The sequence below is a fragment of the Candidatus Poribacteria bacterium genome (genome assembly GCA_026706025.1).
Taxonomy (GTDB): domain Bacteria; phylum Poribacteria; class WGA-4E; order WGA-4E; family WGA-3G; genus WGA-3G.
Map to the genome: position 1 here is coordinate 22,244 of JAPOZO010000075.1, position 16,790 is coordinate 39,033.

14 protein-coding genes are annotated in these 16,790 nt (G+C 47.8%); all 14 read left to right on the forward strand.

The window, feature by feature from the left end:
* Positions 1 to 86: 86 nt before the first annotated feature.
* The 14 genes from OXH00_19070 (at position 87) to OXH00_19135 (ending at position 16,669) form a co-directional block, all read left to right on the forward strand.
* Positions 87 to 362 (forward strand): DUF4212 domain-containing protein, encoded by a 276-nt coding sequence (locus tag OXH00_19070; protein MCY3743124.1) that lies wholly within the window; start codon positions 87 to 89, stop codon positions 360 to 362.
* A gap of 2 nt (positions 363 to 364) precedes the next feature.
* Complete coding sequence (locus tag OXH00_19075) at positions 365 to 2,062, forward strand: cation acetate symporter (GenBank protein ID MCY3743125.1); 1,698 nt, start codon at positions 365 to 367, stop codon at positions 2,060 to 2,062.
* A 46-nt stretch (positions 2,063 to 2,108) separates the two neighbouring features.
* Entirely contained in the window at positions 2,109 to 3,758 is a 1,650-nt protein-coding gene (locus OXH00_19080) for a DUF3352 domain-containing protein (protein ID MCY3743126.1), read from the forward strand.
* Positions 3,759 to 3,800: 42 nt separating this feature from the next.
* The gene (locus OXH00_19085) at positions 3,801 to 4,982 is read left to right on the forward strand and encodes a HEAT repeat domain-containing protein (GenBank protein MCY3743127.1); all 1,182 of its coding nucleotides are present in this window, start codon (positions 3,801 to 3,803) and stop codon (positions 4,980 to 4,982) included.
* 290 nt (positions 4,983 to 5,272) lie between these two features.
* Positions 5,273 to 7,051 (forward strand): GspE/PulE family protein, encoded by a 1,779-nt coding sequence (locus OXH00_19090; protein ID MCY3743128.1) that lies wholly within the window; start codon positions 5,273 to 5,275, stop codon positions 7,049 to 7,051.
* A 40-nt stretch (positions 7,052 to 7,091) separates the two neighbouring features.
* Positions 7,092 to 7,877, forward strand: a complete 786-nt coding sequence (locus OXH00_19095; GenBank protein MCY3743129.1) for a hypothetical protein — start codon at positions 7,092 to 7,094, stop codon at positions 7,875 to 7,877.
* A gap of 40 nt (positions 7,878 to 7,917) precedes the next feature.
* The gene (locus OXH00_19100; protein MCY3743130.1) at positions 7,918 to 9,144 is read left to right on the forward strand and encodes a type II secretion system F family protein; all 1,227 of its coding nucleotides are present in this window, start codon (positions 7,918 to 7,920) and stop codon (positions 9,142 to 9,144) included.
* Between the two features lie 59 nt (positions 9,145 to 9,203).
* Positions 9,204 to 9,659 (forward strand): type II secretion system major pseudopilin GspG, encoded by a 456-nt coding sequence (gspG, locus tag OXH00_19105; protein MCY3743131.1) that lies wholly within the window; start codon positions 9,204 to 9,206, stop codon positions 9,657 to 9,659.
* Positions 9,660 to 9,666: 7 nt separating this feature from the next.
* Positions 9,667 to 10,362: a prepilin-type N-terminal cleavage/methylation domain-containing protein gene (locus OXH00_19110; GenBank protein ID MCY3743132.1), complete on the forward strand. Its 696-nt coding sequence runs from the start codon at positions 9,667 to 9,669 to the stop codon at positions 10,360 to 10,362.
* Positions 10,363 to 10,394: 32 nt separating this feature from the next.
* Positions 10,395 to 10,835, forward strand: a complete 441-nt coding sequence (locus OXH00_19115) for a prepilin-type N-terminal cleavage/methylation domain-containing protein (protein ID MCY3743133.1) — start codon at positions 10,395 to 10,397, stop codon at positions 10,833 to 10,835.
* 35 nt (positions 10,836 to 10,870) lie between these two features.
* Entirely contained in the window at positions 10,871 to 11,800 is a 930-nt protein-coding gene (locus tag OXH00_19120) for a type II secretion system protein (GenBank protein MCY3743134.1), read from the forward strand.
* Between the two features lie 3 nt (positions 11,801 to 11,803).
* A complete protein-coding gene (locus OXH00_19125; GenBank protein ID MCY3743135.1) occupies positions 11,804 to 13,378 on the forward strand; it encodes a helix-hairpin-helix domain-containing protein in 1,575 nt (524 codons plus the stop codon).
* Positions 13,379 to 13,547: 169 nt separating this feature from the next.
* A complete protein-coding gene (gene pilM, locus OXH00_19130) occupies positions 13,548 to 15,326 on the forward strand; it encodes a pilus assembly protein PilM (GenBank protein MCY3743136.1) in 1,779 nt (592 codons plus the stop codon).
* 50 nt (positions 15,327 to 15,376) lie between these two features.
* Positions 15,377 to 16,669 (forward strand): hypothetical protein, encoded by a 1,293-nt coding sequence (locus OXH00_19135; protein ID MCY3743137.1) that lies wholly within the window; start codon positions 15,377 to 15,379, stop codon positions 16,667 to 16,669.
* Positions 16,670 to 16,790: the final 121 nt, after the last annotated feature.

Consider the following 16,790-nt stretch of genomic DNA (forward strand, 5'->3'; position numbering starts at 1 on the left):
GCCTGAATCGGGTCATCTTCGCTTGCTAAGAACAAAACGATTTGTGCAAGCAAGCTGTGATCGTGGTTACCCAAGGAGGACAACTTATGGAGTCATCGGAAAAAAATAAGGCGTATTGGCGAAAGAATTTGCAATACCTTGCTATTTTATTGGGGATTTGGTTTATCACCTCGTATCTCTGCTCAATTGTGTTTGTTGATCAGTTGGATAAAATCCAAATCAAGGGTTATCGTCTCGGTTTTTATTTTGCGCAACAGGCATCAATCTGGATTTTCGTTGAGCTGATCTTTGTCTATGCCTGGTTAATGAACCGTTTGGACAAAAAGTATCAAACTCCCGAAGAAGCGGAGGATCCACAATAAACATGAACGTACAAGCATGGACTTTCGTGATGGTTGGACTCTCCTTCACACTGTATATCGGCGTTGCACTTTGGTCGAAAGCACGCTCGACGGGTGATTTCTATGTTGCAGGGAGTAATGTACATCCGGTTGTCAACGGCATGGCGACGGCAGCAGACTGGATGAGTGCTGCCTCTTTCATCGCAATGGCAGGGATGATCTCCTTTATGGGACGCGACGGTTCCGTCTATTTGCTCGGATGGACAGGTGGCTACGTCCTGCTGGCGTTGTTGTTGGCACCCTACCTCCGCAAATTCGGTAAGTATACGGTCCCTGACTTCGTCGGTGACCGGTATTATTCACAATTGGCTCGGATTGTCGCTGTGGTGTGTGCAATTTTTGTCTCGTTTACTTATGTTGCAGGACAGATGCAGGGTGTTGGCATTGTCTTTTCCCGGTTTCTGAGTGTCAATGTTGAAACCGGCGTGCTTATCGGTATGGGAGTTGTATTCTTTTACGCTGTACTTGGCGGTATGAAGGGTATTACCTACACGCAGGTCGCACAATACTGTGTGCTGATTTTTGCCTATCTCGTTCCTGCGATTTTTATCTCTATCCTTATTACAGGCAATGCGATCCCTCAACTTGGGTTGATGGGGAAAGTGGCAGATGGTTCAGGATTATATCTCTTGGATCGGCTCAACGGTTTGAACGAGGAGTTGGGGTTTAACCTATATACCGATGGCAGTAAAGCGACGATTGATGTCTTTTTTATCACGGCAGCGTTGATGCTGGGGACAGCCGGACTTCCACACGTGATTATCCGATTTTATACAGTGCCAAAAGCCTCGGAGGCACGAATTTCTGCGGGCTGGGCACTGCTGTTCATCGCTATTCTCTATACCACCGCGCCAGCAGTTGCTGTGTTTGCTCGGACAAATCTCCTCAAAACCGTCAGATACGAACAGAATGGCGTTTTAACGGATGTTAGATATGAAGATGTACCGGAGTGGTTTAAAAATTGGGAAGCGACGGGATTGATTACATTTGATGATCTAAATAGTGATGGAAGAATTCAGTACCGCGGTCCGAAATCAGATGTGGCAAATGAACTTGAAATTAATCGAGACATCATGGTATTAGCGAACCCTGAGATTGCGAAACTTCCGAACTGGATTGTTGGGTTAGTCGCTGCTGGCGGTCTGGCAGCAGCACTTTCAACAGCCGCGGGCTTACTCTTGGTGATCTCTACGGCGGTCGCGCACGACTTACTTAAGGGAAGTATCGCACGAGGGTTGTCAGAGAAACAGGAGTTAACAGCAGCGCGTATCGCCGCAGGTGTTGCCGTCTGTATTGCAGGGTACTTTGGCATAAATCCGCCGGGGTTTGTCGCGCAAGTCGTTGCATTCGCCTTCGGGCTTGCGGCGAGTTCGTTCTTTCCCGCGATTGTCATGGGAATCTTCTCTAAACGGATGAACAAAGCCGGAGCGGTTAGTGGTATGATTGTCGGTATCACTTTTACTGCGGCGTATATTATCTATTTCAAATTTATTAGCCCCAATCTCAACACCTCAGAACACTGGTGGTGGGGTATTTCGCCGGAAGGCATCGGAACTGTCGGTATGGTCCTAAATTTCGTTGTTTCTATTGGTGTCGCTGCTTTGACGCCACCACCACCTGATGAGGTGCAGGCACTTGTTGAGGATATTCGGGTTCCGTAACCAAACACATTGGACCTAACTTTAGGGACACACATTGAGGTATCTCATGAAAAGCAAATTGAAAGTAACAATTTTATTTTTTCTTTCCGCTGCCATCGTTTTTTCGGCGAATGCAGCGGAGGTCAAGGATTTCATGCCGAAGGAGAGTGTTTTCTATCTGCAGCTTCAAGATATAGATGAAGTCTACGGCGAAATTGAGGTCTCGGAAAATTGGGAGAAAGCACTTGCCCTATTACCAGATGCTGTCGCGGATTGGCAGGAGATGCAACAAGGGTTAGTGATGGCACAAGGGGTCCTGAGCACAGACCTAATGGGTGTAATTGAAACTGTGGGTTACCGAACCGCTTTGGCGATATGGTTAGATGAAACCGGCACTCAGCAGATCGGACTCGTCATCCATTCGGGTGGTAACCTTGGTGAACTTCAACGCTTTACCAAGATTGTTGAGGGGTTGCTGGGTATGTCTGGTGGCGGTACTTTACGTTTGGATGCCGGTGTGTACCAGCGGGTTCACTATAACGCGATGGAAATAGAGCAGAATATTGCTAAATACGGGTTTGTGGATGAGTTTCTCGTGCTTGGTGTCGGCGAAAGGGCTTTTGAAAAACTGATAGATACCTACCGGAAGGATAGCCCGTCTGTCCAGCAGAACCAAGAATTTACCGATGCAGTCAAGAAAATAGGGGCCGGGGTCGCCATCGTGTTCGCCGACGTTCCATCCCTTTTGCCTATGATAAATGATATTGATGCGGCAAACCGAGAGCGTTTTGCTGTTTTTCAGTCCCTCTTTGCCCGGCTTAATTTACTTGAAACAGGTCCCTTCTTTCAAGTATCTGTCGAATTTGATCCAGATCTTCCAGAAAATGAAATCGGTCTGTTTTTAAAAAAAGGCGTGGCACTGAAAACCCTGAAGGCATTATCTGCTCAGGACGATCTGTTCGTTGCTATAGCACCCAACATTCTGAAAAGTGTGTGGGAACTTGTTAGCACTGAAATGGAAAAAAACGCAACGGGTGAGACCTACGCGGCGATCTCTTTCTTGGAGGGACTGCTGAACCTTAATCTGGAGGAGGATGTTATGACGGGATTGACTGGCGAACTTGCGCTATCGGTTCCTGACTTCACCACATTTGATCCTCAAGCCGTAGATAACCTTAATCTTGAGTTTGACGGCACATTTGTACTTGACGCAGATGGCGTGGAGACGGACGGTGCTATTATTTTTAGTCCAAGTCATCAGATGAAATGGAACCAAATCGGCAATAGTCTGTCTAACCTACAAAATGCCTCTATTTCTCAAATCGATTACAACGGCACTACGGTATCAGGGTTTGCCTCAAGTATCTACTATAGCAAACTAAATGACCTGTTTCTTATGGGATTTTCGGAAGAGCAGGTGTGTATGCTTGTTGACGAGATTAAGAAGAACAAGAAGCTGTCTTATTTAAAACAGGTGCCGAAGACCCCTGTAGCGTTCACACAACTGAATTTAGCGCGGATTTTAGAGGCAGCAGCGGAAGGCGCACCACCTGCTGATAAAGTGCTTGTCGGTTCCAGAGAGATTTCACCTATACTCGCGTGGCTTTCAGTCGAAGATGATGAAGTCCTATTAGAAATGACCTTATCAGGAAAAGAGATCCCGCTTGAGGTGCTCGCGAAACTCGCCCCGTTCTACGTTTGGTCTATGGAGAATTAGCAGACGCTACCTTATTAGGTTCAACCCGTCAAGGAGGCAACCATGTTGATTCAGAAACGATTTCTACAGCATACAAACACTAAACAATGGTTTTGGGTGTTAACAATTGTTACCAGCTTATTAGTCGGTTTGGGGATTGGTCAGATGGTGCGGTTTCAGGAGGCAACGGCGGAATCACAAGAGGAAGTCCTCCCACAACTGACTGCGGAGCTTGATGCGCTCAAAGCAGAACATGAAAAGATTCAAGCGAAGTGGCAATCCGAACTACTTGCACAAATCGTACCAACTTTAACGGACGAGTCAGACGCCGTAAAGCGTCAATTTGTGGATTTCCTTGAAGAAATTGGGAGTCCCGGGATGGCTGCACTTGCTGTAATGATCCGTGATCCGGCTAAGAGTGTACGCAAAAAGGCGGCGGACACATTAGGCGGAATCGGTGAACGTGAGCGGAAGGCAGGACGGAATTATGATGCTGCTGCGATCGGTTTAGCAATGGCACTCAAAGACGATTCTAATGATGTTTTCCGTGAGGCCGTTGCGGAATTGGATGACGTTCGTCCGACATCTGCGGAATCGCTTGCTGTCGTCGTACCAGCACTCATCGCTGTACAAACGAAAGGTTCATCAAGTACACGCAACGATGTACTCGACATTTTAGGACAGATCGGCGAATATCTCGCAGAAAATGGACAGTCCACCGATATAATTCGAGATGCTTTAATTATGGGTCTAAATGATAATTCGACTAAAGTCCGAACCAATGCGATAACTGAGTTGTCTGATATACGAGCAGCATCTGCTGAAACATTCACGGCGTTGATAGGTGCACTGTCAGATGATGCGAAGTCCGTGAGGGCACGTGCTGAAGATGTGTTGATTAAACTCGGTAGAAGCCACGCTGTGAGCATCACGCCTCTGTTGGCAAGTACGCTGACGAACAACCAATCAGCCACTACGCGCGGACATGTTGTTGATGTATTGGGGGAAATCGGTGAGGCACTCGTGAAGCGGGGTGAATCCGATGAGATGGTAGTCAAACCGCTTCTCGTTGCATTGCAGGATTCCGTCGCAGATGTCCGACGTAACGCCGCTGACGAATTGGGTGAGATGCGCGCGAAATCACCGGCGGCGGTAACCGCATTGACACAGGCACTGGAGGATTCTTCTAAAAACGTTCGTAGTGCTGCGCAAAAGGCGATTCGACGGATTGAGGCGGCGAAATAGGGCTTCGCCTAAAACGTTAATGAGAATCAATTTTCTTCCTATTGTCGAACAAATAGGTTTTTGATGCGTCTAATACTATTAATAAGTATTTTAAAATAGTATATGCTGAAATGTCTCTGAACAGGACGTGAGACATAAATCGTCAAGTAATTTGTTAAACTTATTTGTGGTTGATGCGTCTTATATTGTCAACTGAGGGAAATGACTTAAGATAAATTTAGAGAACAAAATAACACCAAGGCTACCGCTCGCGCGGGTCAAAATTCCCGCCAGCATAGAGCGTTCCTGTTATGCAAAACACACAAAATACAACTTCGGTTGTTGAGGTGATGCGAGAAGCATCTCTTCTCTCTGAGCAAGACTATACAGACATCGTTAGAGAAATAAACGAGACGGGCGCATCTGAAGCCGCGATCCTTTCCAAGCATGGTGTGTCATCTGACCTCCTTACCCTTGCTACAAAGAGTGTCGAGGCGCGAACACCCCTCGTCCAATTGGAAGGCGTTGCGCCTGAACCTGATACTCTTGAAAAGGTGTCTCCAGGGTTTGCCTACCGCAATAAAGTCGTCCCTATTGACCTAAATGGCGATGAACTCACCGTCGCAATGGCGGATGTCCTGGATGTCGTCCTCATAGATGAACTTGAACTCATCACAAACTGTCGGGTGATTCCTGCCCTTGCTGATGAGGCGGACATTGACGAGGCAATTATCCGTCTCTATGGACGTACCGCTGAGAGCCTACTCAGTGCTGGTATCAAGGGCCCCGTCGGTGCTACTGAGACGCTTGAACGTGAGACCATTGAAGATTTCGGCATTGATGAGAAAGATCTCAGCCAAGATCCGACAGTCATACACGCCGTTGACCAGATGATTATTGATGCTGTCCGGATGGGCGCGAGTGATATCCATATCGAACCCTATCCGACACAACTCAAAATCCGATTTCGTATTGATGGTGTGCTTGAGGATCAACCCCAACCGCCTGCCTATTTACAATCCGCAATCACCTCCCGTATCAAAATCATGGCGGGCATGGATGTTGCTGAACGCAGACGGCCTCAAGATGGAAAAATCAGTAGACGGATCGGTAGTGTCGGAAATCGACAAATAGACCTTCGGGTTTCCACTGTCCCCACTGTTGCAATGCTTCATGGTGAAAGTGTTGTCCTCCGTATCCTTGACCGGCAGTCTATCGACTTTGGACTCGCTGAACTCGGATTAACTGAAGACAATCTCCAACTCTTTCAACGCATGATCCGCAAACCACACGGCATCATCCTTGCCACCGGTCCTACAGGTAGCGGCAAGACAACATCACTTTATGCCTGCCTGAAAGAGATCAACTCACCGGATGTTAAAATCATTACCCTTGAAGACCCAGTTGAATATGAATTGGAAGGTATCAACCAAATCCAGGTGAATCCCGATATTGATTTCACTTTTGCTGTTGGACTCCGTCATATCCTGCGTCAGGATCCGGACAAAGTCTTAGTCGGTGAGATTCGTGACTATGAGACCGCGGAGATGGCGGTTCATACGTCGCTTACCGGTCACCTCGTCTTTAGTACACTCCATACAAACGATGCACCGGGAGCAATCACGCGGCTTATTGATATGGACGTTGAACCGTATCTTGTTGCTTCTACGGTGGAAGGTATCATAGCCCAGCGGCTTGCCCGTCGAGTCTGCAAGGCGTGTTGTGAAATGTATACCCCCGATAGGGATGAATTAGTGGGGCTTATCGGAAATGGTCATAACGGTAATGGCAACGATGTCACCATCCCGCACGACCTTAAGATTCCGCGAGCCGTCGGATGTAAAGAATGTCGCGGAAGAGGCTACAAAGGTAGAATTGGCATTTTTGAAGTTTTACTGATGACTGATGAAATTCGTTCAATGGCTCTTAAACAAGCATCGACAAATGAAATTCGTCGCCTCGCAGTCCAATTGGGCATGAGAGGTTTACGTGAAGATGGGTGGCGCAAAGTCACCGCAGGCTTGACAACTGTTGACGAAGTTGTCCGGTTAACGCAGGAAGATGAATTTGATTTCGAGGAAGTTGTGTAGGTAACTTTAAACGCCTCTCTATGAGATGGAGTGTTATACGATGAAGTTAATCGCAATTGGGAGTGCAATTTTACTCTTTACACTTCCCGCGTGGGCGGGGACATTTCTCGAGAATTTTGATAATAACTTCGGTGTGTGGAAAGAACTTCTCATGGCTGATGCCGTGCCAGGCTCTTGGGAAATCGTTGACGGTGAACTTCATGCGGTAAGTCCTGATGGCTGGACCCGTTTCCTTACAGTTGGTGATGAGACGTGGCGAGATTACACCTTTGAATTTGATGTCAAACCGCTTGATAATCGAGGTCCCAGCAATATTGTTATTACCGCTCGAATCAAAGGGAGTTGGGGTGTATGGTGTCTCATCGGCGATTTGCCTTTTGTTGACAACATCTCCGATGTTAAGTTTGCTGCTGGCAATTTTCAGGACCCAAATACGTTCTTATTTTCGCATAGCAAGCGCTTTCGATTTTTGAAATTAAACAAATGGTCAAAGCTAAAGTTGGATGTTAAAGAAAACATCCTAAACTTTTGGATTAACGGAAATCAGGTTATTGGACCTGTCCAACTTCCAAACCGTAGAAGTTTTGAGCGTTTTGATGCTATTAGAAAGGAGCATGCAGCTGAAGAAGGAAGGGAATTGCCAGCATTGCAGCTGAACGGGCTCCAAGACTTTTTGACAGGCGCAGCGGGCTTAGGGCTTTCAAATCAAACAGCGAGATTCGACAATGTTGTAATTACCGGAGAGAGTATCCCAGACAGGCAGGCATTCTCAGTAACACCGAAAGCGAAACTCGCGACAATGTGGGGAAGTCTAAAGCGTTTTTAGGATATACCTATGGTTTTGGACTCTGACGGAGGGTTTGATCGTGCCGTTATTCCGATATGAAGCACTGACGCATGGCGGTGGTAGCGTAAAAAACACACTGGAAGCTGACTCTAAAGCCGAACTTATCTCTCGGTTGCGACAGATGGGATATTGGCCAACGGACATTGTTGAGGAGACAGAACAAGACGCCCCAACGGATGTTCGTGGATGGCTTAAAATTGGGCGCAGTGGGGTTAAAGCGGCAGACGTTGAATTCTTCACCTATCAGTTAGCGACACTGGTGAATGCCCATGTCCCGCTGCGGCGTGCTTTGGAAGTTGCCCTCGGACAGGTCCAGAATCCTGCGCTTAACCGCATCGTCTCTCAAGTTGCATACGATGTTGAACACGGAGCAACTTTTCACGACGCGCTCACCCAGCACCCGAAGGCTTTTTCAGACCTATATGTTAACATGGTGAAAGCGGGTGTGAGCGGGGGTGTTCTCGGTTTGGTCCTCGAACGCCTCGCAGAATTTGCAGAACGCCAAAGACTCCTCAAAAACGATGTTATCTCAGCACTCTTTTATCCTATTATCTTGTTGACGCTTAGCATTTCCGCTGTTGTCGTACTTATGATTCTCGTCATACCGAAATTCACTGCGATGTTCAACGACCTCGGTGTCGAATTGCCGTTGCCAACGCGAATCCTTATTGGGACCACAGATGCCTTCCAGACCTATTGGTGGGTGGCACTCGCCATTTTCATCGTAGGCGCCGTTGGCTTCAGACAATACCTGCGGCTTGAAACCGGCAAAATCTGGTTTGACCGGTTGAAGCTCAAATTACCACTCATCGGCCCCATAATTAGTACTTTTGCCATTGTCCGTTTTACCCGAACGATGGCAACACTTTTGGAGAATGGTGTACGCATGCTGCCTGCCCTCCAAGTCGTCAAAGATACGATCGGAAACAGGGTATACAGCAATGTTGTCGCCGAAGCAGAAATAGAGGTTGAGCAGGGTTCTACGCTCTCTCGTGAACTCAGTAAAAGCAATGACTTCCCTGAATTCGTTACCCACATGGTGGCTGTCGGTGAGGAGTCGGGTGAACCTGTTCACATGCTCAGTAAACTCTCTGAATACTATGATTTAGAAATAAAAAAGAGCCTTGAACGCTTAACGACTTCCATCGGACCTCTTGTCATCCTATTGATGGGAGTGATAATCGGGTTTATCGCTATCGCGATGATCCTCCCGATCTTTGAGGCGAACCAATTACTAAGCGGCTAATATGCTTCTTAGGTGTCAAAAAGCATCTTATGAAAATAATAATATAGGAGAATAATTAAATGTTCATGCAACTGAAATCCGATGAGTCCGGATTGACCCTGATTGAACTAACGATTGTTATCGTTATCTTAGGGATTTTAGCAGCCTTCATCGCACCACGGGTGATCAATGCCCCGCAGCAAGCGAAAGTCTCGAAGGCGCAAACAGAGATTAGCGGTATGAAAACCGCGTTGGAACAGTATGCTATCGCAGTCGGTGAGTATCCGACAACGGAGCAAGGATTGAATGCCTTGTGGCGCGCCCCGAGTCCAGCACCACCGAACTGGGACGGTCCTTATATTGGTAGCCCGAGTTTCGAGGATCCATGGGGTAACCCGTACGTCTATCGGCAACCGAGCACCCATTACGGCTATGACTATGACCTCTATTCAATGGGGAAAGATGGCAAAGTGGGCGGCACTGAGTTAGACGCGGACATCACCAATTGGGTTGAAGAGACAACCGGAGTCTATTAAAACAGTGATGAGAGGAATAAATAGGCGAGATTCGCGGTTCTCGCCTATTTCTCAATTCCAAAGTGGTTTCACGATCACGGAGTTACTGCTCGTTTTGACGCTGATCGGTATACTGTCGGCGATATCTATGCCAACACTGAAGGGGTTCGCTGCAACGCGTCGGCTGAAAGCGTCAGCGTATACAATCCGCAGTCTCCTCACGTTCGCACGGGATATGGCAATCACTGATCGAACGGCATACTTAGTTGTCTTTGATCTTGACAACGGGCGGTGCTGGCTCGCCTCCAGTGAGACGTTTAACCCGAGTACCCCACTCACGTCCGCACTCACTGCCCAGAATTCTACGGCTGTCGCCGCATCCCGTACCAACACAAGCGCGAACCCGCTGACAACAAATTCTGTTCAACAGGAGACTTTGACCCGTACTGGTGGTATCTTGGGAGTGCCTTACCCGATGGAGCGAAGCGTCACATTAGCAGCTATGGTGACCAATCGCAATGGGCGTACGCTTCAAATTGATTCAGGTGTCGAGTCCGTCTACTTCTCACCAAATGCAACCTCTGAAGAAACACTCATCTACCTCCAAAACACACGCAATCAGATTATGTCTATTGCTATTGAGACCGCCAGTGGACGCGTGAGTGTGCGACAACTCCCTTCAGGAGAGGTTGAGACGTTAGGGTTTGAAACACCAGAAAACTAATTCGCCTATAGTTTCGAGTCGGGATGTAAAGTATGAAGCAGCCAATTAAACAGTTGAGGTCAGCCGAAGAAAACGGTTTTACGCTTGTTGAGATACTCGTGACATTAGCAATTTTGGGGGCTGTGCTCCCCGCGCTTCTGCATGCATTTGCTTCTGCTGCACGTACCCAAGGACTTTCAGACAATAGTACCACGGCACTCTATCTCCTTAAATTTCGGATGGCAGAGATTGAGATGGCAGGTTACCCTGATGTTGGTGAGGAGACAGGCGAATTCGGTAATAATACACGCTACCGCTGGAGTTCTGTCGTTGAGGACATAGAATCTGAAGAAGTTGAAAACGTCCGACGGGTTCAGGTAACCGTCACATGGCAGCATAGGAACCGAGAACGTTCTATGTCTATGAACACCTATGTCGCTGACCGACAAAAGTCAGAAACACAGCAAGGACAACAGCCGGGCGGGGGTCGATAACCGTTCCTTCGATATTTCAACGGGGCACCGCAGACATGAAAATTCAAAAAATGTCCACCAACACCACTGGTGAGAGTGGGTTGACACTCATTGAAATGCTCATGGCAGTTAGCATTCTCGTCATCATTGGCGGGTCGGCGTATTTCGCTTTCAAAACAGCGGTGGATGCCTACCATCAGACGGAAGCAAAAATATTAGCTGCCCAGAGATGCCGTTTCGCGATGGATCGGCTTGTGACGGATCTCAAGAACATGCAGGTCTCACTTCAGGAACCTGAACTCGTACTCTACACACAGGATGGACCGAGCCAATCGGGCGATAGAGACATGCTGAGTTTTGTCACCCTTGTCAGGACAGATCCCGATCCGTTTTTGGAGCAGCTTTCAAGTTTTCAAGCGCAAAATGCATCACAAATTCCTTTACCGCTTCTAAGCGATGTCCAACGTGTGGCTTACTTTGTTGCTGCGGAGCCGCAACCCGGTCAATCCGGGCTGGGGGCTGAAAATTTTCAGGGTGGTTTGGCAGGAGACGCGAGTCCCGAACAAGAGGGCGGTTACGCACTCTTTCGCGTCGCAACCACAACGCTTGATCCAGAGGTTGTTATTGGTCCCTTCTTACAGACAGGCACAGTACCAGAAACAGACGAAAACGGAGAACCGATTTACGTTGACATCGCCACGCTCATTATTGGACTCGCTAATTTCGATCTACAATATTTTGATGGGGAAGCAGAGGTATGGAACACCTCATGGGACGATACCGAAAGTCTTCCGAGTGCTGTACAGATTCTGATAACTGTCCAAGGCGAAGCGCAGAGAACTGTAAGTCCAAATACCACACAGTTTGGCACCCAAAATCAACAACCTGTAATGCCCTCAAACAGTATGACCCAATCAACGATGGTGTATCTCCCCGCGAGTGCTACTACTGGTGGTGCCGAAGGCGCACCTCAAGGGGGACCATAGACCATGTTCCTGAGAAAAAGGGTTTCCGATACATTTTACAAAGACCAGAATGGATTATCCCTTGTTTCAACGCTCTGGATACTTACGATCCTCTCTATTTTGGCTGCACAGCTGCTCTACTCGATCCATATCGAGCAACGTACCCAACGGAATTTTTTAGATAGGGCGAAGTATCACTATGCCGCGAGGGCGGGCTTTGAGTGGACACTCGCTGTTATGCGTACAGACCAGACCCCTTTCGACTCACTCGGTGAAAGTTGGGCTGAACCTATTCAAGGACAGGTTGATGATGGCGTGCAGGTCGGAAATTTCTTGAACTATCAGGTGACCATCACCGATGAAGCCTCAAAGGTCAATATCAATGCTGCTGATGTTGGGCTCATCAGTAATTTGCTGGCACAAACCGGAGTTTCGCCGGATGAACCGCTCATCCAAGAACTTGCCAACAGTATTGTAGCAGGGCAGCCGTACCGAACCGTTCGGGATCTTGCACGAGTAGAAGGGATGACCTCTGAGATTTTGTACGGCACGCAACAAATGGCAGCGTTTACACAAGGCGTTACAGCCCCACAAAGCACGTCTACGAGCACGGTTGGCGGACTTCCAACGGCAGCAGGTACTGACAGTCTTCAAGCAACTACAACAGAGACGCAGCCCGGATTGGTGGATTTAGCAACCATCTATTCACTTGACGCAAGCACCGATCCAAACGGAGCGTCGCTCGTTAACGTCAATACAGCGGACGCAGAGCAGCTGACGCAAATTGAGACGCAGTCCAGTCAAGGTGGCGGGCAATCTGTTTTTTCACAGGCGGAGGCGGAATCCCTGATTCAGCAACGTGAATTTGACAGATTCGCTGCACTCATAGATGTAAAAGCAGTCTCCGATGAACTTTTCAACAACATTCAAAACCAAATCACCACTGAGGATTCCGGTGGAAATGAAGACGATGGAGAAACGAACAATTCACAAGGAAACGGACCACCGCGCCAAGGCGAAGGTGGACAAGTCAATATTAATACCGCCGATGTCGAAACCTTGGAATCCTTGCAGGGTATTGACGAAGGTATTGCCCAACGTATCGTCGAGCATCGCGATTCCCAAGGATTTTTTCAGAACATAGATGCTGTTAAAGATGTCACAATGTTAACGCGGCAAGAATTTATCGGTATTGTTGACAAAATAACCCTTAAAGATGGAGATACCCGCAGCGGACTTATTAACATAAACACTGCGTCGGCTGAAATCTTAGCACTGCTACCGGGGATGGATTCGCAAAAAGCGCAGGCGATCGTTGAACGCCGTGAACAAGATCCACCCGACGATTCACCGATACAGAATTATACTGATGAAGAGATAAAGGGAAACCCGTTCACTAACATTTCACAACTCTCAGACCTTGAGGAGATTGACTTTGAAACGTTCAGGGAAGTCGTCGATTGGGTAACCTACCGTTCACACGGGTATCGTATTGCGGCAAACGGTGTCGATGCTGCAGGTAAAGTTATCTCGACCTGTATTGGTATCATTGACCGGACGGGTGACCAAGTCGTCGTCCAATATTGGAGACAGGATTAGAGGAGTGGCTATCAGCCATCGGCTTTCAGCAAAATGGCTTTCGGCTTTCGGCTTTCGGCTTTCAGTAAAGAGTGTTCCGACCCAATTACGTTCTCTTGCTGACGGCTAACGGCTGATAGCTGACGGCTAATGCGCTGACGGAAACCGATTGCTGACGGCTGAGGCAAAAATGGCGAAAAAACGAGTTGTGGCGGTAGATATCGGCACACACATAGCGAAAATGGTTCAACTTGAACAGTCATCTGCGGGCGTGCGTCTTATCAACGCAGGTGTTGTGACGTATGCGAACAGGGATGACCGACAGCAGATGGCGGCGTTGATGCAGAACCTTTGGTCAACCTTAGGAAAACCACCGAAACAGGGGAACTTAAATTCGCTATTCAACAGGCATAAGACGGAAGTTGTTCTCGCGCTGCCGCGATCCTTGGTAAACACAAAACGTTTAGCCAACTTACCTGCAGCAACTGATGATCAACTCGCGAATATCGTCGAAATCGCTGCAGAAGCAGAGCTGCCTTTTCGGATTGAGGAAGCGATTTTTACTTACCACGATATACACCAAACATCAGAAGCGACCTCGGTAGAGTTGATATCTACTCGGCGCGCATCGGTCACAGGATATCTGGATATCCTCGAGCAGATTGGTGTATCCGCATCGGGCGTTACGCCTTCAATGATAGCCATCGCTGAAGCGGCAATGAACAGCGGATCCACCGAACCTACGTTCATTGTCGACATCGGTGCTGCGCAAACAGACTTTTGTTTTCTTGAGGACGGCGCACTCCGGTTTTCGCGAAGTTTTCGCTTGGGCGGTGATAATCTATCTGAGCATGTCAGTCGGGCATTGAACGTTGATCCTGAAACCGCCGCGCAAGAAAAGCAGCATATCTCCGCGGGTGAGGCACCCACCTCTGCGTGGACAGCCGAGTTGATCAGCGAACTCCAGCGTTCTATTGCCGCTGCGACTGCACATCGGGATACGGATAGTTTTGGCACAGCGGAAGAAACCGATATATTGGGCGGGACTACACGCTCCGAAGCGAAGACCGAACTCTGGTTATGTGGTGGTGGGGCGCGCGTTCCTGATCTCGCAACCGTTTTAGAAGCGGAACTCGACATTCCGACATACTTATGGAATCCACTTCATACTATTGAACAACAGGCAGCTATTAAAATTGACCCTGAGCGAACGGAAGCCAAAGCTATACTCGACGAATGGGGTGATACACTTGCTGTGCCATTAGGTGTTGGGCTGGCTACTTTGAATCCGGAAACGCAGATATCCTTGTTGCCAAAGGAGGCAGCCGAGACACTGACACAAACAACACGGCAGCAACAGATTTTTGCGACAACTGGGTTGGGCATTTTGGTGATTGGTGGACTCCTTTTTGGCGGTTATACCCTTCAACGCTCACAAAAACATAGGACGGAAATGGTAGAGGCACAACTTGCGGGTTACGCCCAACCGGTGGCTGCCGCAAAAGCACAACTTGGACGAGAATTGGCACTTACAGAGATGTTGGCACATAACATCTCACCGCTTGATATTTTACACGCACTCAGTGAGATGTTTCGTGATAGAACGCAGGTCGCTTGGACAAATTTCAATATTACCAATCTCCATACGCCTGAGACAGCGCGCATAACCTTCAACTTGGAGGGTGCCTCCCATAATGCCATAAATAACCTTTTAGGTGCCCTTGATCGTTCTGGGGTTTTTACCAATGTTCGACCGGGTGAAGTTACAACCATTTCTCAAAACAGAAAACAGATTTTCCAAGTGCAGGTGCGGTGTAACTTAAAATCTTCTGCTGTACGGGCATTCGCGAAAAAACGCTACCCGATGCCCGATCCTCAAGTCGATGAACCAGAAAGGCAGACGGAATTTTCTGTCGCGCCCCCGACATCAAACAACTTTGAAAATGAAAAAGTCGAAAAAGAAGAATAAAATATACATCACTGCGAAACAAAGATGGCACTTTTACAGAGGATAAATTTATGGAACTGGATCTCCAATTAACACCACACGCCAAAATTCTGCTCGGTATTTTGGGCGCGGTGCTGCTAATTTTGCTTCTCATACAAGGCGTTCCTGCCTTTTATCGTTTGTTTGCAAATCAGAGCACAAAAGCTAAACAGGAAGAGTTGTTGAATGCTGAAAATTTAGTACATGCTGCCGAGGTGCTTAAACCAATTGAGTCCGAGATCTATAAAGCAACCGGATTGGCAGATACAGCAGATCAGCAAGCACGGAGCGGTAACCAAGGGGCTGCAACGCTCTTTGATACGCAGCTTCCAGAGACTGTTATTCGCGCGCGCGTTGATGCATTGGTTAAACGTGCCGGTATCCAGCAGAATTATCAACTTCTGACGAAACCTGGAACCGGTAAACAGACCCAAAAATTAACAATGCAAAATCGAGAGCGTCTTGTCCTCTATCTCTATCTCAAACATATAGAAGCGGAGGAAAGCGAACTTATAGAGATAGCAGAGCAGACGGCAGAAGCTGAATCATTTGATATGTTGATGGACGCATGGCTGTCTGGAACAGAATCTGAGTTAGACACGGATGAAAAAGTGGAGGAGACAGACGAAGATGCAGCGTCTGGAAAGGCATTATCCAGCGAAGAACCAGTGCCAATAGATGAAGCACAGCCAGCAAACCCGATAGCCGCTGCGGCGCAGTGGAAGTTCACCGCAATGCCTGAGACGATGCCGCTCACTGTTCGTGCTAAACTCGCTGGATATATCAAAAGCATGGTAACGCAGCAGTTGCGTGGTGCGACGGATTTCAGGCAAGGTTTCTTTGAAGCACAAGTTCTTAAAATTAGAACGCCTGCTACGCCGGGTATCTTCGGCATTGGTGCCAAGCCTGCTACTGTTGAGGTTCAGTTACGAAAAGATAGTGGACTGTTGGATATTCTCATGCAAGCACCGGACGAGTACACTGAAGAACCATCAGACACAGGTGAACTTCAATCAGCACTCGTCAAATATATTGAAAGGATTCAGGAGCAGAGTGCAACCCTTTTGGCGCAGCTCACTTTAGCACCACCAACTTACGAAACGCAACTTTACACCGTTGAAATGAAATTTAAAACAGATCTCGAAAAACTCGTTAACTTAAACCGTCTTATCGAAACAGATGCCAAGTGGCTAACAGTCCGCGATTTGCGAATTTCCGCGGATAAACAGGCATCGCAATCTCAAGCACAACGCGGTCGGAATCGTGGCGGGGATGAGGCAACAAACTTGAATGTTGATATATTTCTTATCGCTCGAATATTCTAACTTTACTGAGTTTGATCGTTCGGTTTAGGTCTGAAAAAAACTGTCTAAATCTTAATGAGGTCTCTTTATAGTATTCTTGTATTAGAAGACGCCGACGAGGTTGACAGGAAATGTAATAAAA